At 30.0% G+C, this 25,636-nt stretch carries 23 protein-coding genes; 9 read left to right on the top strand and 14 right to left on the bottom strand.

Annotated elements, in window-relative coordinates; translation table 11 throughout:
- Window positions 1-30 precede the first annotated feature (30 nt).
- The 8 genes from FDT66_RS09855 to dnaK all read right to left on the bottom strand — a co-directional run bounded on the left by FDT66_RS09855 (window position 31) and on the right by dnaK (window position 9,414).
- The gene (locus tag FDT66_RS09855; protein WP_138536051.1) at window positions 31-654 is read right to left on the bottom strand and encodes a hypothetical protein; all 624 of its coding nucleotides are present in this window, start codon (window positions 652-654) and stop codon (window positions 31-33) included.
- Between the two features lie 23 nt (window positions 655-677).
- Window positions 678-1,097, bottom strand: a complete 420-nt coding sequence (locus FDT66_RS09850) for a DUF2141 domain-containing protein (RefSeq protein WP_138536049.1) — start codon at window positions 1,095-1,097, stop codon at window positions 678-680.
- A gap of 360 nt (window positions 1,098-1,457) precedes the next feature.
- Window positions 1,458-3,635, bottom strand: coding sequence for a TonB-dependent receptor (locus FDT66_RS09845; protein ID WP_138536048.1), 2,178 nt, complete (start codon window positions 3,633-3,635; stop codon window positions 1,458-1,460).
- Between the two features lie 151 nt (window positions 3,636-3,786).
- Window positions 3,787-4,704 (bottom strand): AraC family transcriptional regulator, encoded by a 918-nt coding sequence (locus FDT66_RS09840; RefSeq protein WP_138536046.1) that lies wholly within the window; start codon window positions 4,702-4,704, stop codon window positions 3,787-3,789.
- Between the two features lie 351 nt (window positions 4,705-5,055).
- Complete coding sequence (locus FDT66_RS09835; RefSeq protein WP_138536044.1) at window positions 5,056-5,364, bottom strand: hypothetical protein; 309 nt, start codon at window positions 5,362-5,364, stop codon at window positions 5,056-5,058.
- On the bottom strand, window positions 5,361-6,662 hold the full coding sequence (locus FDT66_RS09830) for an NAD(P)/FAD-dependent oxidoreductase (protein ID WP_138536042.1): 1,302 nt from the start codon (window positions 6,660-6,662) through the stop codon (window positions 5,361-5,363). Before FDT66_RS09830 ends, FDT66_RS09835 begins: the two co-directional genes overlap by 4 nt.
- Window positions 6,663-6,905: 243 nt before the next feature.
- A complete protein-coding gene (locus tag FDT66_RS09825) occupies window positions 6,906-7,430 on the bottom strand; it encodes a hypothetical protein (protein WP_138536040.1) in 525 nt (174 codons plus the stop codon).
- 73 nt (window positions 7,431-7,503) lie between these two features.
- Window positions 7,504-9,414 (bottom strand): molecular chaperone DnaK, encoded by a 1,911-nt coding sequence (dnaK, locus tag FDT66_RS09820; RefSeq protein ID WP_138536038.1) that lies wholly within the window; start codon window positions 9,412-9,414, stop codon window positions 7,504-7,506.
- A 249-nt stretch (window positions 9,415-9,663) separates the two neighbouring features.
- Here dnaK and FDT66_RS09815 point away from each other — a divergent pair, with 249 nt between their 5' ends.
- The gene (locus FDT66_RS09815; protein WP_138536036.1) at window positions 9,664-10,005 is read left to right on the top strand and encodes a DUF2853 family protein; all 342 of its coding nucleotides are present in this window, start codon (window positions 9,664-9,666) and stop codon (window positions 10,003-10,005) included.
- A gap of 90 nt (window positions 10,006-10,095) precedes the next feature.
- On the top strand, window positions 10,096-11,520 hold the full coding sequence (locus FDT66_RS09810) for an L-serine ammonia-lyase (protein WP_138536034.1): 1,425 nt from the start codon (window positions 10,096-10,098) through the stop codon (window positions 11,518-11,520).
- Between the two features lie 143 nt (window positions 11,521-11,663).
- Here FDT66_RS09810 and FDT66_RS09805 read toward each other — a convergent pair whose 3' ends face one another.
- The gene (locus FDT66_RS09805; RefSeq protein WP_138536032.1) at window positions 11,664-12,302 is read right to left on the bottom strand and encodes a SanA/YdcF family protein; all 639 of its coding nucleotides are present in this window, start codon (window positions 12,300-12,302) and stop codon (window positions 11,664-11,666) included.
- Window positions 12,303-13,061, bottom strand: a complete 759-nt coding sequence (yaaA, locus tag FDT66_RS09800) for a peroxide stress protein YaaA (RefSeq protein WP_138536030.1) — start codon at window positions 13,059-13,061, stop codon at window positions 12,303-12,305.
- Between the two features lie 147 nt (window positions 13,062-13,208).
- Here yaaA and FDT66_RS09795 point away from each other — a divergent pair, with 147 nt between their 5' ends.
- Complete coding sequence (locus FDT66_RS09795; RefSeq protein ID WP_138536028.1) at window positions 13,209-14,324, top strand: DUF2914 domain-containing protein; 1,116 nt, start codon at window positions 13,209-13,211, stop codon at window positions 14,322-14,324.
- On the opposite strand, the gene FDT66_RS09790 is transcribed toward FDT66_RS09795, so the two are convergent.
- Window positions 14,321-14,731, bottom strand: coding sequence for a hypothetical protein (locus FDT66_RS09790; RefSeq protein ID WP_138536026.1), 411 nt, complete (start codon window positions 14,729-14,731; stop codon window positions 14,321-14,323). The two genes, FDT66_RS09795 and FDT66_RS09790, sit on opposite strands and share 4 nt — an antisense overlap.
- Complete coding sequence (locus FDT66_RS09785) at window positions 14,718-15,299, bottom strand: RNA polymerase sigma factor (protein ID WP_138536024.1); 582 nt, start codon at window positions 15,297-15,299, stop codon at window positions 14,718-14,720. The genes FDT66_RS09790 and FDT66_RS09785 overlap by 14 nt, the downstream gene beginning before the upstream one ends.
- Window positions 15,300-15,445: 146 nt before the next feature.
- On the opposite strand from FDT66_RS09785, the gene FDT66_RS09780 reads away from it, so the two are divergent.
- A complete protein-coding gene (locus tag FDT66_RS09780) occupies window positions 15,446-15,832 on the top strand; it encodes a DUF6249 domain-containing protein (RefSeq protein ID WP_138536022.1) in 387 nt (128 codons plus the stop codon).
- Window positions 15,833-15,913: 81 nt separating this feature from the next.
- Here FDT66_RS09780 and FDT66_RS09775 read toward each other — a convergent pair whose 3' ends face one another.
- Together FDT66_RS09775 and FDT66_RS09770 are read right to left on the bottom strand one after the other, a co-directional pair.
- Window positions 15,914-19,366, bottom strand: a complete 3,453-nt coding sequence (locus FDT66_RS09775; RefSeq protein ID WP_138536020.1) for a methylmalonyl-CoA mutase family protein — start codon at window positions 19,364-19,366, stop codon at window positions 15,914-15,916.
- Between the two features lie 81 nt (window positions 19,367-19,447).
- Window positions 19,448-20,182, bottom strand: coding sequence for a M15 family metallopeptidase (locus tag FDT66_RS09770; RefSeq protein ID WP_246034834.1), 735 nt, complete (start codon window positions 20,180-20,182; stop codon window positions 19,448-19,450).
- A gap of 404 nt (window positions 20,183-20,586) precedes the next feature.
- On the opposite strand from FDT66_RS09770, the gene FDT66_RS09765 reads away from it, so the two are divergent.
- From FDT66_RS09765 to FDT66_RS09750, 5 genes are all read left to right on the top strand, one after another.
- Window positions 20,587-21,132, top strand: a complete 546-nt coding sequence (locus tag FDT66_RS09765; protein ID WP_138536016.1) for a DUF4136 domain-containing protein — start codon at window positions 20,587-20,589, stop codon at window positions 21,130-21,132.
- Between the two features lie 55 nt (window positions 21,133-21,187).
- Window positions 21,188-21,352 carry a DUF5522 domain-containing protein gene (locus FDT66_RS14040; RefSeq protein ID WP_171032365.1) on the top strand — a complete coding sequence of 55 codons (165 nt, stop codon included), beginning with the start codon at window positions 21,188-21,190 and terminating at the stop codon, window positions 21,350-21,352.
- Window positions 21,353-21,401: 49 nt separating this feature from the next.
- Window positions 21,402-22,112 carry a DUF4197 domain-containing protein gene (locus tag FDT66_RS09760; RefSeq protein ID WP_138536014.1) on the top strand — a complete coding sequence of 237 codons (711 nt, stop codon included), beginning with the start codon at window positions 21,402-21,404 and terminating at the stop codon, window positions 22,110-22,112.
- A gap of 51 nt (window positions 22,113-22,163) precedes the next feature.
- Window positions 22,164-22,355, top strand: a complete 192-nt coding sequence (locus FDT66_RS09755; RefSeq protein ID WP_138536012.1) for a hypothetical protein — start codon at window positions 22,164-22,166, stop codon at window positions 22,353-22,355.
- A 135-nt stretch (window positions 22,356-22,490) separates the two neighbouring features.
- Window positions 22,491-25,613, top strand: coding sequence for a SusC/RagA family TonB-linked outer membrane protein (locus FDT66_RS09750; RefSeq protein WP_138536010.1), 3,123 nt, complete (start codon window positions 22,491-22,493; stop codon window positions 25,611-25,613).
- Window positions 25,614-25,636 lie beyond the last annotated feature (23 nt).

Here is a 25,636-nt window from a genome sequence, read left to right as displayed (position 1 = left end):
CAACTGCCTGCTGAAGACTGCAAACTAATTTTATTTTTCACATTGTTTCAAAACCTCTAAAGCTCTCGATTCCATAAATTTTGGATAAAATTCTTCCTCAATTTTTTCTTCTTTGCCTAACTTGATGGCTTTTTTAATTTCATCGCAATAAGGTTTTGTAGATTTTCCAAAGAATTTTGCTGCTCCCATGTTCCACTCTGCATTGCTCATAATTACTCTTGGATTATTTGGAGCAATTACCAATGCTTTTGCATATAATTGTGCATTTTTTCCTGACAATGTCATTCCATATTTTTGTCCATCAAAAGCAATATAACCAGTGTTTAATAAAGCTTGAGTAATTAAAATTTCAGGATTATTTTCTGAGTTTGATTTAGCAACATCTAAAAACTCTTGTGCCTTAGTTAATTTTGCCTTTAAAATAGCTTCGTCTTTTAAGCCAAAGCTTCCTAAAATTTCTATAGTTGCTGCATAATATGCAGGTTTCCATTTTTTAGGTTCAGCTTTCATAATTCTTTCAAATAATTGAGAAGCTTTTACCATTTCTCCTTTTTCCCAATGAGAAAAAGCTTTTTTCATTCCATTTTGATATTTTAACTGTGCAGAAATAGTTACTGTAAAAATAACTGCAAATAATAGTATTAATTTTTTCATTATAGTATGTTTTAGTTGATTTTTTATATTTTAATATCTATAGTTTGATCTTTTGATAATTGAAATTTTGCGTCTTTATATTTTGGAGCGCCCATAAAACCTTTTGCATTATTTGAGCACCCATAATCTTCTTTTGGAATTCCGAAGAAATTAGTATCCATTTTGTTGTTGTCATTTTCATCATGAAAAAATGAAACTGCATATTCACCTTTTGGAATATCTTTTAAAGTATAGGTAACTTTTTTGTTGGTAATTTTTGACATTCCGCCTTTAAAGCCTTTTTTTAAAAACTGACCTTCTTCATTATATAAAGCAATTAAAACTTTTCCTTTGTTAGAGCTTAGTCCAGAAATATTAATGGTTAAATCAAATGTTGTTTCTTGTGCATTGGTTGCGAAAATACCTCCGAAAATAATGGCTAAGGTTAAAAGTAGTTTTTTCATAATTTTTTGTTGTTCTTGTTTGATGATGTAAATATCGTATGTTTTTTAAAAATTAAAACAAATAACATACCGAATTGTAATTTTTAAATGATGAATTGTATTTTTATTAAGTTTCAAAGTTTCAAAGTTTCAAAGTTTCAAAGTTTCAAAGTTTCAAAGTTTCAAAGTTGAAATAAGTCTTTCGTTAATATAATTAGTTAACAAAAAAGGTTAGCCTTGATTGAAACGACATCCTTTTTATGCTGAACTTGATTCAGTATCTGTTACTCTATTTCATTTATTTTTTAAAAAAAGTAAGATGCAGAAATGAATTCAGCATAAAAGATATAGTGGAAAGCAGGAAATAGCTTCAAATAAATATTATAAATTATCTAACTGGTTTGATTTATTATCGTCGCTAATTGTCCAGAAGAAACCTACGAAAAAGAAACTATCTGCATTGGGAATTCTTGCTTGTCTTTCGAAATTTCCATTCATGTTTGGAGTGTTTTTATAGTTATAACCAAAGATGTTTTTTGTGCCTAAAACGTTGTTTACAGAAAAATATAATATTTTTTGTTGGTCTATTAAATATGCCCAATTGAAACTTAAATTGTTGAAATTTTTTGTTTGACTGTTTAAAAAACCTGCTTCGTTCGGGTTTGTGTAATTTCTACCTGAAGCAAATTGATAACTGAAACCAATTTGACTTTTCCAATCTTCAATCCAATGTTTTGTTACAATAGATAAATTGTGTTTTGACGCAAAGTTTGGTTGTGCTGCATTAGGGTAATTTCTATAGTCTCTTTCAGTATCTAGATAGGAGTAAGAAATCCAATAATCTGTATTTTTAATTTTACCATTTTGCCTCCAAAAAACATCTATCCCTTTTGCAAATCCAAATCCATTATTGTTGAATGTTGAATTAAAGTTAGGCTGATTGTCATTAAAACTTGTTGAATTATTATCGAACTTTACCAAGCTATTATAATCTTTATAATAAGCTTCGATTCTGAATATTTGACCCTGTTTTACTGATTGATAATTAGCAATTAAATGTGATGTGTTTTGAGCTTTTAAATTTTGTGTAAATCTTAAAAACTCATTATTTGGATTTTGATAAAACTGACCATATGCCAAAGAAAATTGTGAATTTTTACCTGATTTGTATGAAATTGATGCTCTTGGAGATACTGTAAATTCGTTTAACAATTCAGAATTTTCTGCCCTTACGCCAACTTTTGCAGCCAAGTTTTTAGAGAAGAAAATATCGGTTTCTACAAAAGAGGCAAAAATATTATTATCGAAACCATAATCAAATTTATTGTTGTTAGTTGGTGTGTAACTTTCATCATAATTTGTAATAAAATATTCTGCTCCAAAATTTAAACGAAATCTACTTGAAAAGCGCTTTCTTAATTTTGCTTTAAAATGATATGAATTTTCATTACTTTTAATTTGATCATCTATAACTTTAATGTTAGAATTGTCGTTTGTGTAACTGATAGCAGTTTCATATTTCCAATTATTACCGAATTTATTTTTATAAGAAGCATTAAAATATAAGTTTCTGTTTTGTAAGGCAAAACGTAAACCGTCATCAAAATTAATGTCATCTTGTATCACATCAAAATCTGAATAACTATAAGCACTGTACAATTTTAACATGGAATCGTCTTTAAATTTTTGTCTAAAAACCATTTCGCCATTGGCAGATTGAAAAGGTTTGTTCCAAGTATTTCTGTCTTTAAATACGGCATTATAAGGTGCCAAATTTATATAAGATGTGTTAATACTAAATGAGCTTTTTTTCCATTTTTGAGTGTTTCCAATACCTAAACCAACTGTCATTAAAGAAATATCTGTTTTTTCCTGATCAGGTTCATCAATAGTTGATAATGCTAAAACACTAGAAAGAGCTTGTCCATATTCTGCAGAATAACCACCTGTAGAAAATGTTATTCCTTTGAATAAAAATGGTGAATATCTTCCTCTTGTAGGAATGTTGTTTGTAGTTGGTGTAAATGGCGTAAAAACTCTTGCTCCGTCTATAAAAATTTGAGTTTCCTCAGCTTCTCCACCTCTTACAAATAAGCGCCCATCTTCGGCAACTGCAGCAGTACCTGGTAAAGTTTGTAAAGCGCCAACAAAATCACCTAAAGCACTAGCTGTGGTCACTACATCTAAAGGTTTTAAAACAGTAACTTTTCCTTTTTCTCCAGCTTCAAAAGTTCCTGCATTTATAACTACTGCATCTAAAGAATTTACATCGTCTCGTAATTTTATTTTTAATTTATTGAGTGTTTTTACATTGGCAGTTTTAATATAGGTTTCAAAAGAAATGAAAGAGACTACCAAAGTTTGTGTACCTGTTTCTGCTGTTTTAAAAGTAAATTCTCCTTTTTCGTTTGTTGAGGTTCCATCATAAGTACCATCTAAATACACATTTGCTCCTAAAATAGGAACGTTTTTAGAATCGGTAACTTTTCCTGAAACGGTAGTTTGTGCAATTAAAGAAAACGGGTAAATAGTAAATAGTAAAAATAGAATGCGTTTCATCGTTTTGATTTTTTGATGGTACAAAGATGAAATAGTTTATTACTGAAAAATAAAAACAAATACCGAGTTGTATTTTTTTTGTGATGAATTGTAAATAATAAAAAATCACTTTTTATTTTATTGCTTTTTGCAAAAAAGTATGATTTGTTTTTTATAAAATAGGAATACACAAATCTACAAGAAACTTGTTTTCTGGATGTTCTGTAGCATTATTGTAATAAATTTCAAAAGGTGCAGTTTCCGATTTTTTGTACCCTTTTTCTATCATCCAAGCAAAAGAAGATTCCCAAGCTTGCTGGAATTGAAAAGGAGTAATTTCGAAACGAGAAACAATACATTTAGTAGGTGATAAAATTTTTAAACTAACTTCTCCATCAATTTCTATTGGATCATTTAAAATGATACAAGCACTCATTCTTAAATTATTTGGGTCTGTAATTTTAGGACTATCATGATAAATGGTTAGCATTCGTGTCTCTTCATTTATAAAACCTTTTGGAGTTGCCCATTTTACCAGTTTATTATAAACACTACCAATTGCTTCCATTTTTCCTTTATGAGAAATGTAAGCTACATCTAATCTCGGAATTTTTTTAATCGTTGTTTCTGCATTCATTTGTAACCACTTTAAAGCATTATTAACATTGCAAATGTATTGTTCAAAAGTAACTTTAACTTGTCCGTTTTTGCTTTCGGTTTTGCAAATCTTGCTAAACTTTTCTGGACTTTCTTCTTTAAATTTATTTGGAGAAATGCCATAAAATTTCTTAAAAGCTTTCGAAAATGAAGACAAATTACCAAAACCTACTGCTTCTGCCACTTCCGTAATTGTTTTTTCTTTTTGATGTAATAGAGAGGAAGCTGCACTTTCAATTCTTTTTCTAATGATGAAATTATTCGGAGTTTCTTCTACAACCAAAGAAAATAATCGATGAAAATGAAAGGGAGAAAAATGGGCTTTTTCAGCAATAATAGCTAGAGTAAGTTTAGTGTCTAAATTTTCTTCAATAAATTGAATTGCAACATTTAATCGAGCAATATTTTCTTTCGCAATTTTAGTTGTTTTCAATTTTCTAATTTTTGAAGTTGGTAGAATACAATTCCGCCTGCAAAGTATAAAAGAATATCTATATAGTCTTTGGTATATCTTGCTAAATAATTAGGGAAAACAAATTCAAAAAGTACACTATATAAAAAACAACAGTATACAATGATTAAAAAAGGTATTTTGTAATTTCGGTTGTTTTTAGTTCGTTTTAAAACCTGCAAACAAAGAAATAAAACAATTGGAATGATTAAAAAATCATTCACATAAAAACGAATAAATTGCGGTAATTGAATATTTAAAAAAGAAGAAAAATAAATAAAACTCCCTAAAAGAAAAGATAAAACAACATATTTTAAAAGGACATTGTTCATGTTAACCAGCTGCAACCATTGCAATAAACCAAGCTAAACCAGCACCAATCGCACTTACAACCATAATTGCAGAATACATGATCCAGCCTGCAATTTTATAAATAATATTAGGATGCGCTTTTAATCGTTCAGCTAAATTGGGGTTTTCTTTTTCGTAAATTGCTTTTTCAACTCTTTTTTGCTTTCCAGCTTCAGCTTTAATTTCTTGTTTTTTTTGATGAGAAATTAACGTATTGCAATTTGTACAATATTCCTTATTTGTATTGAAAGTACCACAATTTGTACATTTTATAATTCTTTTTCCGCTCATAATTGTTCTTTGAAAGAATATTTATTTTTCTTTTTATAAGGACGAATAATTAAACGTGTTTCCCTATCAAAACGAATGTAATTATACACCCAATTTAGAAAAACAATGGCTTTATTTCTAAAACCTATTAAAGAAAAAAGGTGTACAAACATCCAAACAAACCAAGCAAAAACTCCTTGAAATTTCCATTTAGGCAAATCTACTACAGCTTTATTACGTCCAATGGTTGCCATAGAACCTTTATCATTATAAACAAATGGTTTTTGTTTTTTGTTGAATAATTTTGCTAAAATATTTTTAGCTACTAATTTTCCTTGTTGAATGGCGGGTTGAGCCATCATTGAATGTCCAAAAGGCGTTTTTTCTGAAGTCATGCAAGCAACATCACCAACTGCATAAATATTATTGTAGTTTAAAACTTTATTGTATTCGTCAACTTTTATTCTTGCTGCTCTTTCTATAATACATTCTGCTTGTAAACCGTCAATCGTTTGCCCTTTAACACCAGCAGCCCAAATAACAGTTTCGGCTTTAAAATGATCTACACCATTTGTAGTCACTATTTTTCCATCGTAATCTAACACACGTAAATTTTTCCAAACATTTACACCCAAATCAATTAGAAAATCTTCTGCTTTTTCTGAGGCTTTTGCGCTCATTCCTTTTAAGATTTCACCAGAACTTTGTATCAGGTTTATTTGCATTTGACGAATGTCTAAGTCTGGATAATCTTTTGGTAGAATTCCTTTTTTCATTTCTGCTAAAGCACCAGCCAATTCAACTCCTGTAGGTCCACCACCCACAATAACAAAGTTCATTAAGGCATTTCTCTCTTCGAAATTAGATGTTAATAAGGCTTCTTCAAAATTCTCTAAAACCAAACTTCTAATATTCAAAGATTGTGGTACAGATTTCATTTCCATAGCATGTTTTTGAATATTGGTGTTTCCGAAAAAGTTCGTTGTAGAACCAGTTGCGATGATTAATTCGTCATATTCTAAATTTCCAATTGAAGTTTCAACTAGGTTTTTTTCAGGATTTATTTTTACAACTTCTGCCAATCTAAAAAAGAAATTATCAACATCGTTAAAACGTTTTCTTAATGGAAACGCAATAGAATCTGGCTCCAAGCCACCAGTTGCTACTTGATATAGTAAAGGTTGAAACGTATGATAATTGTGTTTGTCTATTAAAACAACTTGTAGTTCTTGTTTTTCTAATCCTTTTGCAGCTGCTAAACCAGCAAATCCTCCACCAATAATTACAACTCTTGGAAAACTTGTTTGTGGAATGTTCATATAAGGTTTTGTATTATAGAAATGCAAATTTACTGAAAATGAATTTATTGTTGGGGAAGTTTGACATGGATTTCACGGATTTATAATAATTAGGTTCGCTTTAACTTCTCGATAGAATTTTGATGAAAAATCAAAATCACTCGAAGTGACAGCATGTGCTTACTCTTTCTTTATTACTTGAGAATTATCACTTCGAGTGAAATTCTTTTTTTAAGAATTTTGTATCGAGAAGTCTGTATGAATTTACCTAAATTCCTTCTTAATTTCCTGAAGTGTTTTATCTGAATCTATAAAATCAGTAATAATATTAAAGCGTAATTCTTCAATTTGTGTATCAAAATACTTTGCCCATTTATCATCTTTAAATAAATGAGTTATCTGCTTTACCTTTTGCTGAGTTTCAGCTAATGAAAATAAATGGTTTGTATTTTTCTTTTTTTTAGGTTGAAGTTTCGCAGTTTTTTCTTCAAAATTTACTTCAATATAAAATAATTTTTCAGTGGAATTAATAGGGTAGAAGTCAGCCCATTTTGCAAATCCAATTGCAATATTTTGGTTTTTGTAATTTTTATCAGCTATTAACTTCCATCTACAGTTGGCAACTCTTCCCCAATGATTTGATTTTCTGTAAACTCCTTCATCTGTATAAAAATAGGCACTTTCAGATTTACTTTTATAGTTTGTGTTTTCTGGAAAATGAAAATCATTTACTTGCTGAAACTCACAAAAAGTATGTTTAAAAAAATTGTTTTGGTTGTAGGTTTTCAAATGAAAGTGAATGAAATTAAAAAACGCAACCAAGTTAATGATTGCGTTTTTATTTATAATAGATATTTGAAAATTATTTCACTTCTTCGAAATCTACATCTTCTACATTATCACCACTACCTGAGTTGTCAGATTCTGGTTGACCTTGTTGTTCTGCTCCAGCATTTGCTCCTTCAGCACCACCTTGTGCAGCATACATCTCTTCAGAAGCAGCTTTCCAAGCTTCGTTAATCTTTTCCATTGCAGTATCAATTTGTGCTAAATCTTTAGATTCGTGTGCAGCTTTTAATTCTACTAAAGCAGCTTCAATTGGTTCTTTCTTATCTGCAGATAATTTGTCACCAAATTCTTTTAATTGCTTTTCTGTTTGAAAAATCATAGAATCAGCTCCATTTACTTTTTCAGCAGTTTCTTTTGCAGCTTTATCAGCATCAGCATTTGCTTCTGCATCTCTTTTCATTTTTTCAATTTCTTCTTCAGATAAACCAGAAGAAGCTTCTATACGAATGTCTTGAGATTTTCCAGTAGCTTTATCTGCAGCAGAAACTTTTATGATACCATTAGCATCAATATCAAATGTTACTTCAATTTGTGGTACACCTCTTTGTGCTGGAGGAATATCTGTTAATTGAAAGCGTCCAATTGTATTATTGTCTGCAGCCATCGCTCTTTCACCTTGTAAAACATGAATGTCTACTGAAGGTTGATTGTCTACTGCTGTAGAAAATACTTGTGATTTTTTAGTTGGAATGGTCGTGTTTGCATCAATTAATTTTGTGAAAACATTTCCCATTGTTTCAATACCTAAAGATAAAGGTGTAACATCTAATAATAATACATCTTTTACATCTCCAGATAAAACTCCACCCTGAATTGCAGCTCCTAAAGCAACAACTTCATCAGGATTTACACCTTTACTTGGTGCTTTACCAAAGAATTTTTCAACAGCTTCTTGTACAGCTGGTATTCTTGTAGAACCACCTACTAATACGATTTCATCTATATCAGATTTTGATAATTCTGCATTTTTTAAAGCAGTTTCACATGGCTCAATAGTTCTTTTTACTAAATCGTCAATTAACTGTTCAAATTTTGATCTTGATAAAGTTCTTACCAAGTGCTTTGGTCCGCTTGAAGTTGCAGTTACGTATGGTAAATTAATTTCGGTAGACGTTGAAGAAGATAATTCAATTTTTGCTTTTTCAGCAGCTTCTTTTAAACGTTGTAAAGCCATAGGATCTTCTCTTAAATCCATATTTTCATCTGCTTTAAACTCTTCTGCTAACCAATTGATAATTTTCTCATCAACATCATCACCACCTAAATGCGTATCTCCATCTGTAGCCAATACTTCAAAAACTCCATCTCCTAACTCTAAGATAGAAACGTCATGCGTTCCACCACCAAAGTCAAAAACAACAATTTTTTTATCGTCATTAGATTTGTCTAAACCGTAAGCTAATGCAGCTGCAGTTGGCTCGTTTATAATTCTTCTAACATTTAAACCAGCAATTTCACCTGCTTCTTTTGTAGCCTGTCTTTGAGCATCATTAAAGTATGCTGGAACAGTAATTACAGCTTCAGAAACATTTGCTCCTAAATAATCTTCAGCAGTTTTTTTCATTTTCTGTAGTACCATTGCAGAAATTTCTTGAGGCGTATACAAACGTCCATCAATATCTACTCTTGGTGTATCATTATCTCCTTTAACTACTTTATAAGGTACTCTTTTAGCCTCTTTTGTAGATTCAGAAAACTTGTTCCCCATAAATCTTTTTATAGACGAAACTGTTTTTGTTGGGTTTGTAACAGCTTGTCTTTTTGCAGGATCACCAATTTTACGTTCACCTCCTTCAACAAAGGCAACTATAGATGGTGTTGTTCTTTTTCCTTCTGAGTTAGGTATTACAACTGGCTCATTTCCTTCCATTACAGAAACACAAGAGTTTGTTGTACCTAAATCGATTCCAATTATTTTACTCATAATACTTATTTTATAATTTTTAATTCGTTTTTCAATTTTACAGTTACAATTAGTCAAACTGTGTGCCAACTGTTTTTTCTTAATAAAATGTCAGTTTTTTAAAAAAGAATGATTTTTTTTGTGACATTCTGACATAAATGTGGTCTAAATCATTGAACAGAAGAATATTTGAAATAGCAAAATATTTTCATATATTTGAAATGTTCTTTGGGAATTAAAACATTATATAAATTAATTAAACTAAAAAAAATGAGTAAATTCGACGAAAAAGTAGCATTGTACAAGAAGTTTATGGACGATAGAAACTTGCGTTCTAATACAGAATTATTAGCTGCTGTAACTAAAGGTCTTGGTCCATCAATTTATAAAGCAGATGCAGAAACTGTTTCTGGTTCTGATGCAAAAGAATTAGCGACTGTAAAAAATAATTTTTTAATTAAAAAATTAGGTTTAGCTGATAGTAAGGAGTTAGATGAAGGAATTGAAGAGGTTATGGAAAGAATTGGAAAGTCTGAAAGAAAAAAATACAGAGCAGTAGTTTACTATATGTTAGTTAAAAAGTTTGATAAAGAATCGGTTTACGGAATGTAGAAATAAATTCTTTTTAAATTATATAAAAAAATCCAACTCATTGAGTTGGATTTTTTACATTTACAGTAAATATTTTAATCATTTTTAAGAATGTCACAATTTATTAGTGTTTTTGATATGTTAAAGATTGGTGTTGGTCCATCAAGTTCACACACACTAGGTCCTTGGAGAGCTGCAGAGACTTGGGTAAAAAAAATAAAACAAAATAAAAAGTTTGATGTAATTGACGAAATAAAAGTTGATTTATATGGCTCATTGTCTTTAACAGGTAAGGGACATGCCACAGATTTGGCAATTCTTTTAGGTTTAAGTGAAGCAGATCCAGAATATGTGCCTATTGAAGACGTTTTTATAATTGTAGAGAGAATAAATACACAAAAGGAAATACTTTTTAAAGGAGGAAAAACAGTTGCTTTTCCTGAAAATTCTATTCGTTTTAATCGTGATTTTTTGCCTTTTCATTCCAATGGAATGACGTTCAGAGGTTTTTGTAAGGGAGAAGAAATATCTACACAAACTTATTTTTCTATTGGTGGCGGATTTATTGTTCAAGAAAACGATAATTTGGAAGAAGAAATAGAAATTAATAAAAAAAATTTCCCTTTTCCAGTAAATAAAGCCATTCAGTTAGAAGAATATTGTGAAAAAAATAACTTAATGATTTCTGACATTGTTTTTAAAAACGAATTAGAATTAAGAGAAGCAAAAGAAATTGATTTTGAATTAAACAGAATCTGGGAAACCATGTTAGAATGTATGTACATTGGTTGTCATACAGAAGGGAAATTACCAGGAGGTTTAAATGTGAAAAGACGTGCTTATGACACGCATTTAAAACTGATAAAAGACACAACCTATACAAATCCAAAAGAATGGATAACCTCTATAAGAAGCACAGAAGTAAAATTTCGAGAAATTTTAAAATGGGTAAGTTGTTTTGCACTTTCTGTGAATGAGGTAAATGCTTCTTTAGGAAGAGTAGTAACAGCACCAACAAATGGAAGTGCAGGAGTAATTCCTGCAGTTTTAATGTATTATTTGGTGATAGAAAACCATGATGCAGGTTTTGAACACGTAAAAAAGTTTTTATTAACAGCTGGTGAAATTGGCAGTATTTTTAAGAAAAACGCCACAATTTCTGCTGCAATGGGTGGTTGTCAGGCAGAAATAGGTGTATCTTCTGCAATGGCTGCAGCTGCTTTAACAGAATTATTAGGTGGTACAGCTGCACAATGTTTGGTAGCAGCAGAAATTGCAATGGAACATCATTTAGGGTTGACTTGCGATCCAATTGGTGGTTTAGTTCAGATACCTTGCATTGAAAGAAATGCAATGGGTGCAATTAAAGCAATTAATGCTGCAGAAATGGCTTTAGAAACCGATCCAAAAAATGTAAAGGTTCCTTTAGATAAAGTAATTGATACGATGTGGGAAACTGCAAAAGACATGAATAAAAATTACAAAGAAACTTCGGAAGGTGGTTTGGCAGTTACAGTTAGAATGGTAGATTGTTGATTTTTAAGTAAGCAGTCTTCAGTTGGCAGTTGCAGTCGCAGTTTTCGATCTGGTCGTTATTATTCGAATGCATTAATTTAAATAAATGTTTCGATTATAAATTTTAAACACAATTCAACAGTAAGCTACTAAAAGCTGAATCCTTATTCAATTACTATCTTTTTACCCAAAAATTTTGGCTGAACATTAAATATAATATCAATAAAAACCTTTACTCTTGCTATATATTCTCTTAGCTTAACTTTTAAACCATAATTACCAGAAATGGTTTTGGCATTATAACCAATAGCTTTAATGTTAAAATGTTCCGCTAAGTAAATAGCTCTTTCGTTATGAAACTGTTGAGAGATGATTGTTATGGAGGTTTGTCCGAAAATTTCTTTTATTCGAACAACAGAATCTAAGGTTCTAAAACCTGCATAATCTAAATATATTTTATTTTCTGGAATTCCAGATTTTATCAAATCATTTTTAAAATCTGTAGGTTCATCGTAATTTTTAGTGCTATTATCTCCACTAATTACAATGTATTTGATTTTACCAGAATTGTATAATTTTATAGCAGCATCTAATCTATATTTGTAATATAAATTTATACGACCATCATTTAAGAGTTTAGAAGTTCCTAAAATTAAGCCAACTTTATTACTTGGAATTTTTTTGGTTTCTGAAAATACTTTTTCTTTCGCATTTTCCTCAATGACATAATTTGATAAATAAATGCTTAAAATACAGAAAATACTAAAGTAGAAAATAGCTTTTAAAAAAGTTTTCTTTTTCATCTAACGGATAAAAACCAATTCATTTCCAGACGACATTTCCTCTGAAAAACCATAACCTTCAATATTAAAACCTTTTAATTCATCTAAAGTTTTTACATTATTTTCTATAATGTAACGTACCATAAATCCACGAGCCATTTTAGCGTACGTCATTATAGTTTTGTATTGTCCGTTTTTAAAATCTTTAAAAACAGGAGTTATCATTGGTACTTTTAATACTTTTTTTGGTAGCGCCTTAAAATACTCTGTACTTGCCAAGTTAATTAATAACTCACCTTCTTCTAGTTCTTCATTTAAAGATTTTGCCAAAGTATCATCCCAAAATTTATATAAATTTTCTTTTCTACCAACTTTTAGTTTTGTGCCCATTTCTAATCTGTAAGGTTGAATTAAATCTAAAGGTTTTAACAAGCCATATAAACCTGACAAAATTCTTAAACGTTCTTGTAAAAGTGGTAGTTTTTTTTCATCTAATGTATTTACATCAATTCCTTGAAAAACGGCACCCGTAAAAGCATAAATAGCTTGTTTTGCATTTTTCTCAGTAAAAGGAGTTTCCCATTCTTGATTTCTTTCGTAGTTTAAAGAAGCCAAATCGTTGGAAATTGACATTAAATCTGCTAATTTCTTTTTAGAAAGTGTTTTAAGTTTTTTATTCAACTTTTCAGAAGCCTCTAAGAAACGAGGCTGTGTATGCAAACTTGTGGGTCCTTTACTTTCGAAATCTAAGGATTTTGCAGGAGATATAATTATTTTCATTTTTATAAATTGAAAAAGGATTGTTCTTAATTTTAACCTTAAAAATACAAATGATTGCTTTATTTTTAAAAGAAAAATTGATTTTATATTTATTATTGTATTGATAAAATTTATGTATATTTCTTATCCTCAATTCGATATGAGTTTATGAATAATAAATTGCTAAAATATAAGAAAAGTAAGTTTGGAGTTTTCTTGATAAAGCATAAAAAATATGCGCCTTTATTATTTTTTATTGCTGGTTTTACTTGGGATTCACTCACTTTAGGAAGAATTGACAGGCTTTATGACAATGTTATTTTATGTACTTATATGACATTGCTCACAGTAAGCATTTATTTTTACAATTTGGTAGATAGTGAAAAATGGAAGCATAAATTCATACAACGTTATGGAAAATATTTACCATTGGCAATTCAGTTTTTTTTAGGAGGATTGTCGAGTGCGTACGTTATTTATTTTTCTAGAAGTGTTTCTATTTCTAAAACGGCTTCTTTCTTTTTAATTCTTATTTTTTTGTTAGTTGCAAATGAATTTTTTAAAAAAAGAATTTCAAATAAATACCTTCAGTTTTGCGCTTATTTTTTCGTGAATTTTACTTTTTTGAGCTTTTTTGTTCCTGTTGTTTTAAAGGAAATGAATACCACTATTTTTATAATTTCCGGAATTTTAAGTTTAGTTTCAACTTTACTTTTAATTATTTTGGTTTACAGAAGCAGTCCATCAACAAGAACAGAAATTGTAAAATGGAAAATGTTAGGAATGATTTTAGCCATATATGTATTAATTAATACATTTTATTATTTTAGATTGATTCCTCCAGTTCCATTAGCTTTAGATAAGGGTTTGGTAGCACATAGTATTGCAAAGAAAAACGACAAATATATAGTGACGTATGAGGTAGATGATTGGTATGTTTTTTGGAGAGATCATAAAATAAATTTTAATAGAAAATCTGATCAAAAAGTATATGTTTTTACTTCGATTTTTGCTCCCACAGATTTAAAGAAAAAGATTTATCATGTTTGGAAGTGGTACAATCCAGAAACTAAAGAATGGACTACATTAGATAAAATTGGTTTTGAAATTATTGGTGGAAGAGATAATGGTTATAGAGGTTACAGTTATAAAAGTAACTTGATAAATGGCGAGTGGAAGGTAGATGTAATTACGGAAGAAGATTTAGTTTTAGGGGTAGTAGACTTTACTATAAACACTTTTAAAAGCAAATCAAAACCTCTTATCGTTACAAGAGAATTTTAATGTAATTGTTTTTCAAAATATTTTTTTAAGAACACAAGTTGACATAATAACATGCACCCAAAGAAAAATACGGAGTAAAAAACTGTTTTAGAAATGCTTATGTTTTCAAATAAATTTAAAGCTTGAAATTTTTCTAAAAAAGAAAAATCAAATTTAGAGAAAGAAATTGCGTTTTCTTTATTGTTTTTAAAGGATATGAATAAAACAGTAACTAATGAAGCTGCAATAAAAAACCATGCTTTCTTTGAAATTAATGCTGAACTTTTTAAGGCATTACTGCTTTTTTCTGCAATGATGCTATCCATTACTGATGAAGTAAAATTTGTAGGTGTTTTGTCAATTTTAATTTCTTTTACATACTTTTTTGTAAAAGCATCTAATTCGTCTATGTGTTTATTTTCTCCCATAATGTGCTATAGTTTCAGGTTCGAAAGTATCTTTAACAATAGTTAACAGTTTTTTTCTACCTCTGTGTAATTTTACTTTTATGTTTGCTTCCGATAATGAAGTTACTTCAATAATTTCTTTCAAACTTAATTCTTTATAATAAAATAACCATAAAATAGAGCGCTCTTCTTCAGGTAATTGCAACAAGCATTTATCCATTATTTTGGTACGCTCTTTTCTTTCTAAAGTTTGTAAAGCATTATCAGTTGTTTGTATTAGATTAAGAGTAATTTCATTCAATTCGAAACTGTTTGTATGTTTTTTGTTTTTCTTAAGAGCATCTAAACAAGTATGATACGTAATTCTGTACAACCAAGTAGAAAATTTTGAATCTCCTTTAAATTTACTCAAGTTTTTATATGCTTTCACAAATGTGTCTTGACTTATTTCTTCTGCTTCTTCTCTATTTTTAGTCATTTTTATAGCCAACGAAAACACCAAATCTTTGTAGGTGTTTATCAATTCTGAAAAGGCATTTGTATTTCCTTTCAGTACTTTATTAATAATTAGTTGGTCGTTGTTAGTCATTTTATTCTTTGACTGTACTTTTTAAAAATAGGTTACAATATTTCTTAAAAAAATAAATTTTATTTTTTGTAACCTTTTTTTTAAAGTAATCGTCAAAGCTACAAACACAATAAAATTAATCATTTTAAAACTTAAAACATTAAATTATGGGACCAGGAACAGTATTTATATTTTTATTTGCAGTAGTATTTGGTATTTTCTATTTGTATTTTTCAACTAGAAATAAAGAGCGTTTAGCATTAATAGAAAAAGGAGCAGATGCTTCTATTTTTATGAAAGGTGAACAAAATAGAAAAGCAGCGCCTTTTTGGAAAGTGCTGATTTTAAACCTTGGTTTGTTGGCTATGGGAGTTGGAGTAGGGGTTTTATTAGGAGCTCTTTTAAGTTATAATTTCGGCTATAATGGAGGCTATCAAAACAGACCAAGCAATTATATACAAACCGAAACTTTTTATTTAGCATCTGTTTTTCTTTGTGCTGGTGCTTCTTTATTAATAGGCTTCAATATCACTAAGAATTTAGATAAAGAATAATTGAATTTTAAATATCAATAAAAAAAATCTGCAGTAACTGCAGATTTTTTTATTTAAAAAAGTTTTGTGTAAAATTCAGAGTTACATGTTTCTACGATATTGCCCACCAACTTCAAACAACGCTTCCGTAATTTGCCCTAAAGAACATACTTTGGTTGCTTCCATTAATTTGTCAAATAAATTTTCATTATTTATGGCTGCATCTTGCAAAATGGCAATTTGTTCCACTACTTTATTTGGGTTTGCTTTGTTCAGTAATTCTTTGGTCTGAATTTGGAACTGTTTTTCTTCTTCAGTAGCGCGAATTACTTCAGCAGGTTGTACAGTAGGCGAACCTTTAGAACTTAAAAACGTATTTACACCAATAATTGGAAATTCTCCTGTGTGTTTCAAAGTTTCATAATACAGACTTTCTTCTTGAATTTTAGAGCGTTGATACATGGTTTCCATGGCACCTAAAACGCCTCCACGTTCTGTGATTCTATCAAACTCTTTCAATACAGCTTCTTCTACTAAATCTGTTAGTTCTTCAATGATAAATGCACCTTGAATAGGATTTTCGTTCTTTGTCAATCCTAATTCTTTGTTGATAATTAATTGAATAGCCATCGCTCTTCTTACAGACTCCTCAGTTGGTGTAGTAATGGCTTCATCATATGCATTTGTATGTAAAGAATTACAATTATCGTTTATCGCATATAAAGCTTGCAACGTAGTTCTGATGTCGTTAAAGTCGATTTCTTGTGCGTGTAAAGAGCGACCAGAAGTTTGTATATGATACTTCAACATTTGTGCTCTTGCATTCGCACCATATTTATGCTTCATCGCTTTTGCCCAAATTTTACGCGCAACTCTTCCAATTACAGAATATTCTGGGTCAATTCCATTAGAAAAGAAAAATGATAAGTTTGGTCCGAATTTATTAATATCCATTCCACGACTTAAATAATATTCTACATACGTAAATCCGTTAGATAATGTCAGCGCCAATTGTGTAATTGGATTAGCACCAGCTTCTGCAATGTGATAACCAGAAATAGAAACTGAATAAAAATTACGAACTTGTTTTTCAATAAAATATTCTTGCACATCACCCATCAATCGTAACGCAAATTCTGTAGAAAAAATACACGTATTTTGTGCTTGATCTTCTTTTAAAATATCTGCTTGCACAGTTCCTCTAACTTGTGCTAACGTATCTTTTTTTATTTGTTGATAAACATCAGAGGGTAAAACCAAATCACCAGTTAATCCTAATAACATCAAACCTAAACCATTGTTTCCTTCTGGTAATTTTCCTTGATATGTTGGTCTTTCTAATCCTTTTGCATCGTAAATTTCTTTGAATTTTGCTTCAACATCAGCTTCAAGATTATGTTCTTTGATGTATTTCTCACAATTCTGATCAATAGCAGCATTCATAAAGAAACCCAATAACATTGGTGCTGGTCCATTAATCGTCATAGAAACAGATGTCATATGATGACTTAAATCAAAACCAGAATATAATTTTTTAGCGTCGTCTAAACAACAGATAGAAACGCCTGCATTACCAATTTTACCGTAAATATCTGGTCTGTGTCCAGGATCATTTCCATATAAAGTAACCGAATCAAAAGCAGTAGACAAACGTTTTGCATCCATTCCTAAACTTACATAATGAAAACGTCTGTTGGTTCTTTCTGGGCCACCTTCACCTGCAAACATTCTTGTTGGGTCTTCACCAGTTCTTTTAAAAGGATACAAGCCTGCAGCAAAAGGGAATTCTCCAGGAACATTTTCTTGTAAATTCCAACGTAAAATATCTCCCCAAGCTTGGTATTTAGGTAAAGCTACCTTTGGGATTTGAGAATGCGAAAGCGATTCACTGTGTGTTTCAATTTTTATTTCTTTATCGCGAACTTTAAAGGTGTAAATTGGGTCTTTGTATTTCTGAACTTTCTCTTGCCAATTTAAAATGATTTCCCAATGTAAAGGATTGAAGTTCAATTTCACTTTTTCGAATTGTGCTAAAAGTAATTTGATAAATTCTTTTTCGTTATCTTGAGTTTGTTTCAGGATCTCATCTTCATCTAAACCACTTTTAGTTAATAATGAGGTCTCGACTGCGCTCGACCAGACATTTTCACCTAAAGATAAAATTGTTTGATAAATTCCGTATAATTTTTGAGCAACAACTACTTGTTCATTTACATCTTTATCGTAAGCTCTGTTGTTTTCTGCAATTTCAGACAAATAACGAACTCTTGCAGGCGGAATTACAAAAATCTTTTCAGACATTGCTTCCGAAATTTCCATTTTCGATTTTAAATCAACACCAGTTTTCTCCACTAATTTATCCATAATACGCTTGTACAACGTATTCATTCCAGGATCATTAAATTGTGAGGCAATAGTTCCAAATACAGGTAACTCTTCTTGAGGAATGTCCCATAAATTATTGTTACGCATGTATTGTTTTTTTACATCACGTATAGCATCTAAAGCACCTCTTTTATCAAATTTATTGATGGCAACCAAATCAGCAAAATCTAACATGTCAATTTTTTCTAATTGTGTTGCAGCACCAAATTCAGGGGTCATTACATACAAAGAAGCATCAGAATGTTCTATAATTTCGGTGTCTGATTGTCCAATTCCAGAAGTTTCTAAAATAATTAAATCAAATTCAGCGGCTTTTAAAACTTCAATCGCTTCATTTACATATTTAGAAAGTGCTAAATTAGATTGACGTGTAGCTAAAGAGCGCATATACACACGTTCGTTATTGATGGCATTCATACGAATTCTGTCACCCAAAAGTGCACCACCCGTTTTTCTTTTTGATGGATCCACAGAAATTAATCCGATTGTTTTTTCTGGAAAATCAATTAAAAAACGTCTTACCAATTCATCTACTAAAGATGATTTTCCTGCACCACCAGTTCCAGTAATTCCTAAAACTGGAGTTTTTGAACTCTTATTTTTAGTATGGATTTTATCTAAAGTTTCTTTTGCAACTTCTGGAAAATTTTCTGCAGAAGAAATTACTCTCGCAATTCTTCCACTTTCTTTATTTGATAAATTTTCGATGTCAACATTTAAAGAATCTCCAATAGCAAAGTCAGATTGTTGTACCAAATCATTAATCATTCCTTGTAAACCTAATTCACGTCCATCATCAGGAGAATAAATTCTGGTAATTCCATAATCCATCAATTCTTTAATTTCTTCAGGAAGAATTACACCACCACCACCACCAAAAATTTTGATATGGCCAGCACCTTTTTCTTGTAATAAATCAAACATGTATTTGAAATATTCCATATGACCTCCTTGATATGAAGTCATTGCAATAGCATTTACATCTTCTTGAATAGCACAATTCACTACTTCTTCTACGGATCTGTCATGACCTAAATGAATGACTTCAACACCTGTAGATTGAATAATTCTTCGCATTATATTTATAGCAGCATCATGCCCATCAAAAAGTGAAGCTGCAGTTACAATTCTTACTTTATGTTTAGGTTTGTAAGGAGAAATTTGTTCCATTCGTAATAAATGTTATATTTTAGGTGTGCAATTTACGAAAATCTTAAAAAATATCGATGATGATTAGTAAAGTCTTAATGATTATTTTAACAAGTCCATATTTATTCCGTTTACATAATCAGCAATGATGTTTAATTGTTGTGCAAATTCAAACCCTTCAAAGTTTGTGATATCTTTTATGGAAATGTTTTCATTGTAAAATTCCAAGTAGATTTTAGATAGTGGAGCATAAGACCAATGCCATTTTTCTTCATTATAACCAGTTCTTCCTTTTTCTTTTGATGTATATACTTGGTAAAATCCGAATTTCGAAGCATTTTTTAAAAGCCAATTGTATTCTTTTAAACCTTTTCTGAAAGAAAAATAAGAATTACTTAAACTATTGATATCAATGTCAGTACCCCAATGATGTCTTGAAGTGGATGGCATTCCACTAAATTCTAAAATTCTTTTAGCTCTTTCCAGAGGAGGAAGTTTTTTATATTTCTTATTCCACTTATAATTCCAAATGTTTTTTTGATGCTCAAAATTTCGAGTTCCAGAAATAACTGTAAAAGTGATATTTTCTTTTTCTGCTGCATTTTTCATTGCTAAAAAAGCTGTTAAAACCTCTTTTCGCAAATAAATTTTTTTGTTAGAAATTTCTTTCGGAATCATAACAAAATCATCATTTTTAATATAATCAAACAATCCTAAAACGTATTCTTTAGTTAGGTAATTTGGAAATTTTGAAATGGTATCAGTTTCAGCTTTTATAGTTACTAAGTTTGCTGCAATTTTTTCTTTTTGTTTTTTGCAATTTGAAAAACTTGTCAAAAGAAAAAGATAAAACATAGATTGTACAGACAGTTTTATAAGGCTCAAAATATTTAATTTTTTTGTTTAAAATCTTTTCAATTTATAAATTTTACGATCAATCTAATAAGGTCACTTGCAATATAAATAATTTTTATTTCACATAATGATTACGAAATCAATTTTAAAGGAAAGGAAGAATTAGATGCTCGTAAATATTAATTAGAACATTTTGAATAAAAGAAAAAGTATTATAATCATGTTTTTTTGAGTCTATGTTTTATAAAAATCGAATTTGTTGAATAAAATAAGATTTGGCATATTTATTGATAATATCTTAATATAAAAAACAATTAATTGAAGTTATTTAGTAATAAAATTCATTTTTTTTCTAAATTAAAATCAATAATCTAAAATACATTCATATGAAATTACTAAAACCATTTATTTTAATTTTTGCAGTTTTATTGTCATCATGTAGTTCTGTAAAAGTAGCTACAGATTATGACTCGAAAGTAGATTTTTCGAAGTATAAAACCTTTGCATTCTACAAAACAGGAATTGACAAAGCAGAAATTTCTGATCTGGATAAAAGAAGAATTTTACGTGCAATAGAAACTGAATTAGAGCTTCAAGGTTTATCTAAGTCTGAAAATCCAGATATGTTAGTAAGCATTTTTACAAAATCAAGAGAAAAAGTAAATGTTACTCAAAATAATTTTGGATATGGTTTTGGTTGGGGCTGGAATCCTTGGATGTGGAATGGAATGAATAATAACGTAAATGTTTCGCAATACACAGAAGGTACACTGTTTATCGATTTTATAGATAAAACCAGAAAAGAATTAGTTTGGCAAGGAGTTGGAACAGGAGCTTTGAAAATTAGCAATAGAGAAAAAAAAGAAGAAAGAATTAAAGAATTTGTAAAAGAAATTATTTCTAGATTTCCTCCAGGAAATGAAAAAAAATAAAAATTAGCGTTCTTAGGAACGCTTTTTTTATGCTTTAAAATGATATTTTTGCAATATGTACAATAAAAGAATACCTTTGGAAGAAGGAGACTATTATTTAAATGAACAAGGCTATAAAGTTTTTACCAAACAATTTCATTTAAAAAGAGGTTACTGTTGTAAAAGTGGTTGTAAACATTGTCCTTATGGATATGATAAAAGAACAGACAGTTTTAAATAGGAATAACTTCACTAGATTTAAGTTTCAAAAAATATAAAATTTATAAAAGATGATAAAAAAAGTTTTAGTTTTATTTGTGGTAATTAGTTTGGCAGGATGTGCAGAGTTGCAAAATGTTGTAAATAATTTACCAAATAGCGGAGGTTTAACGCAGGCTCAAATTGGTAACGGATTAAGACAGGCTTTAGATAAAGGCATTAAAAACCAAGTTTCTAAACTAACTTCCACAGATGGTTTTTATCGAAATGAATTAGTAAAAATTTTGTTGCCAGAAGAACTTCAGGCAGTAGATAATGGTTTGCGTAAAATAGGTTTAGGAAACTTAGCAGATGAAGGTATTAAAGCGTTAAATAGAGCCGCAGAAGATGCAGTGAAAACAGCAACACCAATTTTTGTAAATGCTGTAAAAGAAATAACATTTACAGATGCTAAAGATATTTTATTAGGCCAGAACAATGCAGCAACAAGTTATTTAGAGTCAAAAACACAGCAAAACTTATATCAAAGCTTTAGTCCTGTAATTAAAAACTCCTTTTCAAAAGTTGGTGCAGATAAAATTTGGAGTAATTTAATTACAAAATACAACTCAATACCTTTTGTAAAAAGTGTAAACCCAGATTTAACGGATTATGTTACAAAACAAGCATTAGAAGGTGTTTTTACAATGATTGAAGTAGAGGAAAAAGGAATACGTGAAAAAGTTGGTTTAAGAACTACATCACTTTTAAAGCAAGTTTTTGCATTACAAGACAATAGATAATTATTATTTATAATATTTATTCATTATATTTAAATCCCCAAAAATAATATAATGTCTCGTATCAGTCAACTACAAACCTATAAAAAACACTTAGAAGATAGATATTTTAAGTTGTTAGAAAAATCCAATGATTATAAATATATTGACGAATCTAAGAGTGATTCTGCCGCATTTAAGGCAATGAAAATTGGAAATAAATTGAATAAGCTGGTTTTTTTGAATAAAAATGTTAAAACAACATAAAATTTATGATAAAGATATTTTTTATCATAAAATTATGTTAAACTTTATTTTTTTATAAAATTTTCTTCTTTTTACTGCTCTTTTTTTAACATAATTTTTAGATTAGCATTTCAAATTAATTCAACTCAAATATTTATGAAACAAGGTTACAAAAGTTTACTATTGTTATTTCTGTTTTTAGGAGGTTTTACTTCATTAAAAGCGCAGCAAATATCAATAAGCGGAAAAGTGTCAGATGGTTCTGGATCACTACCAGGTGTTAGTGTTATTGTAAAAGGTACTACAACTGGAACAGAAACAGATTTTGATGGAAATTACAAAATTAGTGCAAAAAAAGGTGCGGTTTTGGTATTTAGGTACTTAGGTTACAAAGCTGTTCAGAAAACAGTTGGTAATTCTAATGTTATAAACGTTACTATGAAAGAAGATAGTAGTGTTTTAGACGAGGTAGTTGTTGTTGCTTATGGTACAACAACAAAAGAAGCTTTTACAGGTTCTGCAGACGTAGTAGGAGCTAAAGATTTAGCTTTAAGGAATGTTACATCTCCTATTGCGGCTATAGAAGGTAAGGCAACAGGAGTTCAAATTACAGCAGCTTCGGGTCAACCTGGTTCTTCTCCAGGAATTATAATTAGGGGTGTTGGAACTTTAAATGGTTCTGCTACTCCATTATATATTGTTGATGGTATTCAGTTCGAAGGCTCTTTAAATACAATAAATCAAGAAGATATTGAGTCTATGACAATTTTAAAAGATGCTGCATCTACAGCGCTTTACGGAGCTAGAGCAGCAAATGGTGTTGTTTTAATAACCACAAAATCAGGTACAAAAGGAAAAACTCAAGTTAATGTTTCAACTCAATATGGTCTTGTAACAAGAGGAATTCCTGAATATGATTATGTAACACCGGGTCAATACTACGAATTAATGTGGGAAGCATATAAAAACTCTTTAAGCGGATCAAATGTTGAAGCCAGAGCTTCTGCAGAAATTTACAATAGATTAGGTTACAATCCATTTAATGTGCCAAATGATCAAATAGTTGGAACAGATGGTAAACTAAATCCAAATGCACAAGTAATTTATAAAAGTTTAAATTGGTATGATGTATTAGATCAAGTTGGTACAAGAGTAAATCACTCTGTAAATGTAGCAACTGGAGGAGATAATCATAAAGTATTCTTTTCAACATCTTATTTGGACGAAGAAGGATATGTAATTACTTCAAAGTTTGATCGTATTACAACTCGTATTAATGCAGATTTTGATGTAAATAATTGGTTATCTATGGGAGGTAGCGCCAACATTTCTGTGTCAGAATCTAAAGGGCCACCATCTAGAGGTGGTAGTATTGCAAACCCATTTGGTTTTGCAAAAAGTATTGGTTCAATTTACCCTGTTTATTTAAATGATTTAAATGGAAATTTAATTTTAGATGCAGCTGGTAACCCTATTTACGATGTGGGTGAAGGAGATGTATCTTTAAATATTGGTTCAAGACCATACAATCCAGGACGTCACGCATTAGCAGAAGCAGTTTTAAATGACGAACTAAATAGAAATAATACTTACGGATTTAGATACTATGCCGATTTTAAAATTATGGAAGGTTTAGACCTTAGATTAAATTACGGTAGAGATATTAATGAAGGTATTAATAAAAGCTACGAAAATCCAATTGTAGGTGATGGACAACCAACAGCTAGATATGGAGAAACTAGATTTAGAAGAGATGTTCAAAACTTTTCTCAAATTTTAACGTATAAAAAATCTTTCCAAGATGTTCATAATTTAGACATTACTCTAGGTCACGAAAATTTTGACAGAGCTTTTTCTAACAATAGTGCATTAGCAACAACAGAAACTGCTGCAGGTATTTTTGAATTTGACAACTTTTCTGTTCCAGTAAGTTTAGGAGGTTCAAGTACATTAAAAAGAGTAGAAGGATATTTTGCAAGATTAAACTATAATTTTGATAACAAATATTATTTAAGTGCTTCTGCAAGAAGAGATGGTTCTTCTTCATTTAGTAAAGATGCAAGATGGGGTAATTTTTATTCTGTTGGAGCATCTTGGAGAATAGATCAAGAAAAATTTATGGACGAAGTTTCATTTGTAGATCGTCTTAAATTAAGAGCTTCTTATGGTCAAGTAGGTAACGATAACTTAGGATTTTTCATTTCTCAGGCATTATATTCTATTACATCTAATGCAGGTGCTCCTGGTTTAGTTTTTACAGATCCAGGAAATAATAAATTAACTTGGGAAACTGTAGGTAGTTGGGATGTAGCTTTAGAATTTGGTTTATTCAATAACTTCTTAGAAGGATCTGTTGAATACTACAAGAAAAATTCTACAGACTTATTATACAACTTACCAATTCCTTTATCAAATGGAATTAATTCTGCACCATTTAATATTGCAGATATGTACAACTCTGGTTTTGAAGTAGGTTTAACGGGTCACTTAGTGAATACAAGAGATTTTAAATGGGATTTAACCGTACAAGCTTCTACTTTTAAAAATGAAATTACATCATTACCAGATCCATTTGTTAATGGTTCTAAACTATGGAGAGAAGGAAGATCTAGATACGATTTTTATATTTTTCAATCAGCTGGTGTAGATCCTGCAAATGGTGATGCTCTATACTTTAAATACGAAGATGATGCAGATGGAAATAGAGTACCAGTTTTAGATGCAAATGGAGAACACGAAACCACAAATGATTGGCAAGATGCTGGTAGAGCTTACGCAAACCAAACATCTATCCCAGATCTTTTAGGTTCTGTATCAAATAATTTTAGTTATAAAGGATTTACTTTAGACTTGTTATTTACTTACGGAATTGGAGGAAGCTTTTTAGATGGTGGATATTCTGCAATGATGCACACAGGTAATTATGGTAACTCATATCACCCAGATGCTTTAAACTCATGGAAACAACCAGGAGATATTACAAATGTTCCAAGATTGGAAGTAGGAAATACAGATCAAGTTGTAGGTCAGTCTTCTAGATTTTTAACAGATGCTTCATTTTTAGCACTTAAAAATGCTAATATTGGATATAACTTTAATAAAACAGTTACAGAAAATTTAGGTGTAAACACACTAAAAGTATACGTTTCTGGAGAAAATCTATTTTTGCAAAGTCAAAGAACAGGATTAAATCCTCAATATAACTTAGCTGGAACCACTGCAGGTAATGATTTTAATCCTTCAAGGATAATTACTTTCGGTGTAAACGTATCTTTTTAATAATTAATAATAAAATATAATAA

Source organism: Polaribacter aestuariivivens (genome assembly GCF_005885675.1).
GTDB classification, from domain to species: Bacteria; Bacteroidota; Bacteroidia; order Flavobacteriales; family Flavobacteriaceae; genus Polaribacter; species Polaribacter aestuariivivens.
This window is presented reverse-complemented; position numbering and strand designations above follow the sequence as displayed.

Excerpts from the sequence above, each read along its gene's own strand:
- FDT66_RS09855 (WP_138536051.1), bottom strand. The coding sequence starts at position 654 with ATGAAAAAATTAATACTATTATTTGCAGTTATTTTTACAGTAACTATT.
- FDT66_RS09850 (WP_138536049.1), bottom strand. The coding sequence starts at position 1,097 with ATGAAAAAACTACTTTTAACCTTAGCCATTATTTTCGGAGGTATTTTC.
- FDT66_RS09845 (WP_138536048.1), bottom strand. The coding sequence starts at position 3,635 with ATGAAACGCATTCTATTTTTACTATTTACTATTTACCCGTTTTCTTTA.
- FDT66_RS09835 (WP_138536044.1), bottom strand. The coding sequence starts at position 5,364 with ATGAGCGGAAAAAGAATTATAAAATGTACAAATTGTGGTACTTTCAAT.
- FDT66_RS09830 (WP_138536042.1), bottom strand. The coding sequence starts at position 6,662 with ATGAACATTCCACAAACAAGTTTTCCAAGAGTTGTAATTATTGGTGGA.
- dnaK (WP_138536038.1), bottom strand. The coding sequence starts at position 9,414 with ATGAGTAAAATAATTGGAATCGATTTAGGTACAACAAACTCTTGTGTT.
- FDT66_RS09815 (WP_138536036.1), top strand. The coding sequence starts at position 9,664 with ATGAGTAAATTCGACGAAAAAGTAGCATTGTACAAGAAGTTTATGGAC.
- FDT66_RS09810 (WP_138536034.1), top strand. The coding sequence starts at position 10,096 with ATGTCACAATTTATTAGTGTTTTTGATATGTTAAAGATTGGTGTTGGT.
- FDT66_RS09805 (WP_138536032.1), bottom strand. The coding sequence starts at position 12,302 with ATGAAAAAGAAAACTTTTTTAAAAGCTATTTTCTACTTTAGTATTTTC.
- yaaA (WP_138536030.1), bottom strand. The coding sequence starts at position 13,061 with ATGAAAATAATTATATCTCCTGCAAAATCCTTAGATTTCGAAAGTAAA.
- FDT66_RS09795 (WP_138536028.1), top strand. The coding sequence starts at position 13,209 with ATGAATAATAAATTGCTAAAATATAAGAAAAGTAAGTTTGGAGTTTTC.
- FDT66_RS09790 (WP_138536026.1), bottom strand. The coding sequence starts at position 14,731 with ATGGGAGAAAATAAACACATAGACGAATTAGATGCTTTTACAAAAAAG.
- FDT66_RS09785 (WP_138536024.1), bottom strand. The coding sequence starts at position 15,299 with ATGACTAACAACGACCAACTAATTATTAATAAAGTACTGAAAGGAAAT.
- FDT66_RS09780 (WP_138536022.1), top strand. The coding sequence starts at position 15,446 with ATGGGACCAGGAACAGTATTTATATTTTTATTTGCAGTAGTATTTGGT.
- FDT66_RS09775 (WP_138536020.1), bottom strand. The coding sequence starts at position 19,366 with ATGGAACAAATTTCTCCTTACAAACCTAAACATAAAGTAAGAATTGTA.
- FDT66_RS09765 (WP_138536016.1), top strand. The coding sequence starts at position 20,587 with ATGAAATTACTAAAACCATTTATTTTAATTTTTGCAGTTTTATTGTCA.
- FDT66_RS14040 (WP_171032365.1), top strand. The coding sequence starts at position 21,188 with ATGTACAATAAAAGAATACCTTTGGAAGAAGGAGACTATTATTTAAAT.
- FDT66_RS09760 (WP_138536014.1), top strand. The coding sequence starts at position 21,402 with ATGATAAAAAAAGTTTTAGTTTTATTTGTGGTAATTAGTTTGGCAGGA.
- FDT66_RS09755 (WP_138536012.1), top strand. The coding sequence starts at position 22,164 with ATGTCTCGTATCAGTCAACTACAAACCTATAAAAAACACTTAGAAGAT.
- FDT66_RS09750 (WP_138536010.1), top strand. The coding sequence starts at position 22,491 with ATGAAACAAGGTTACAAAAGTTTACTATTGTTATTTCTGTTTTTAGGA.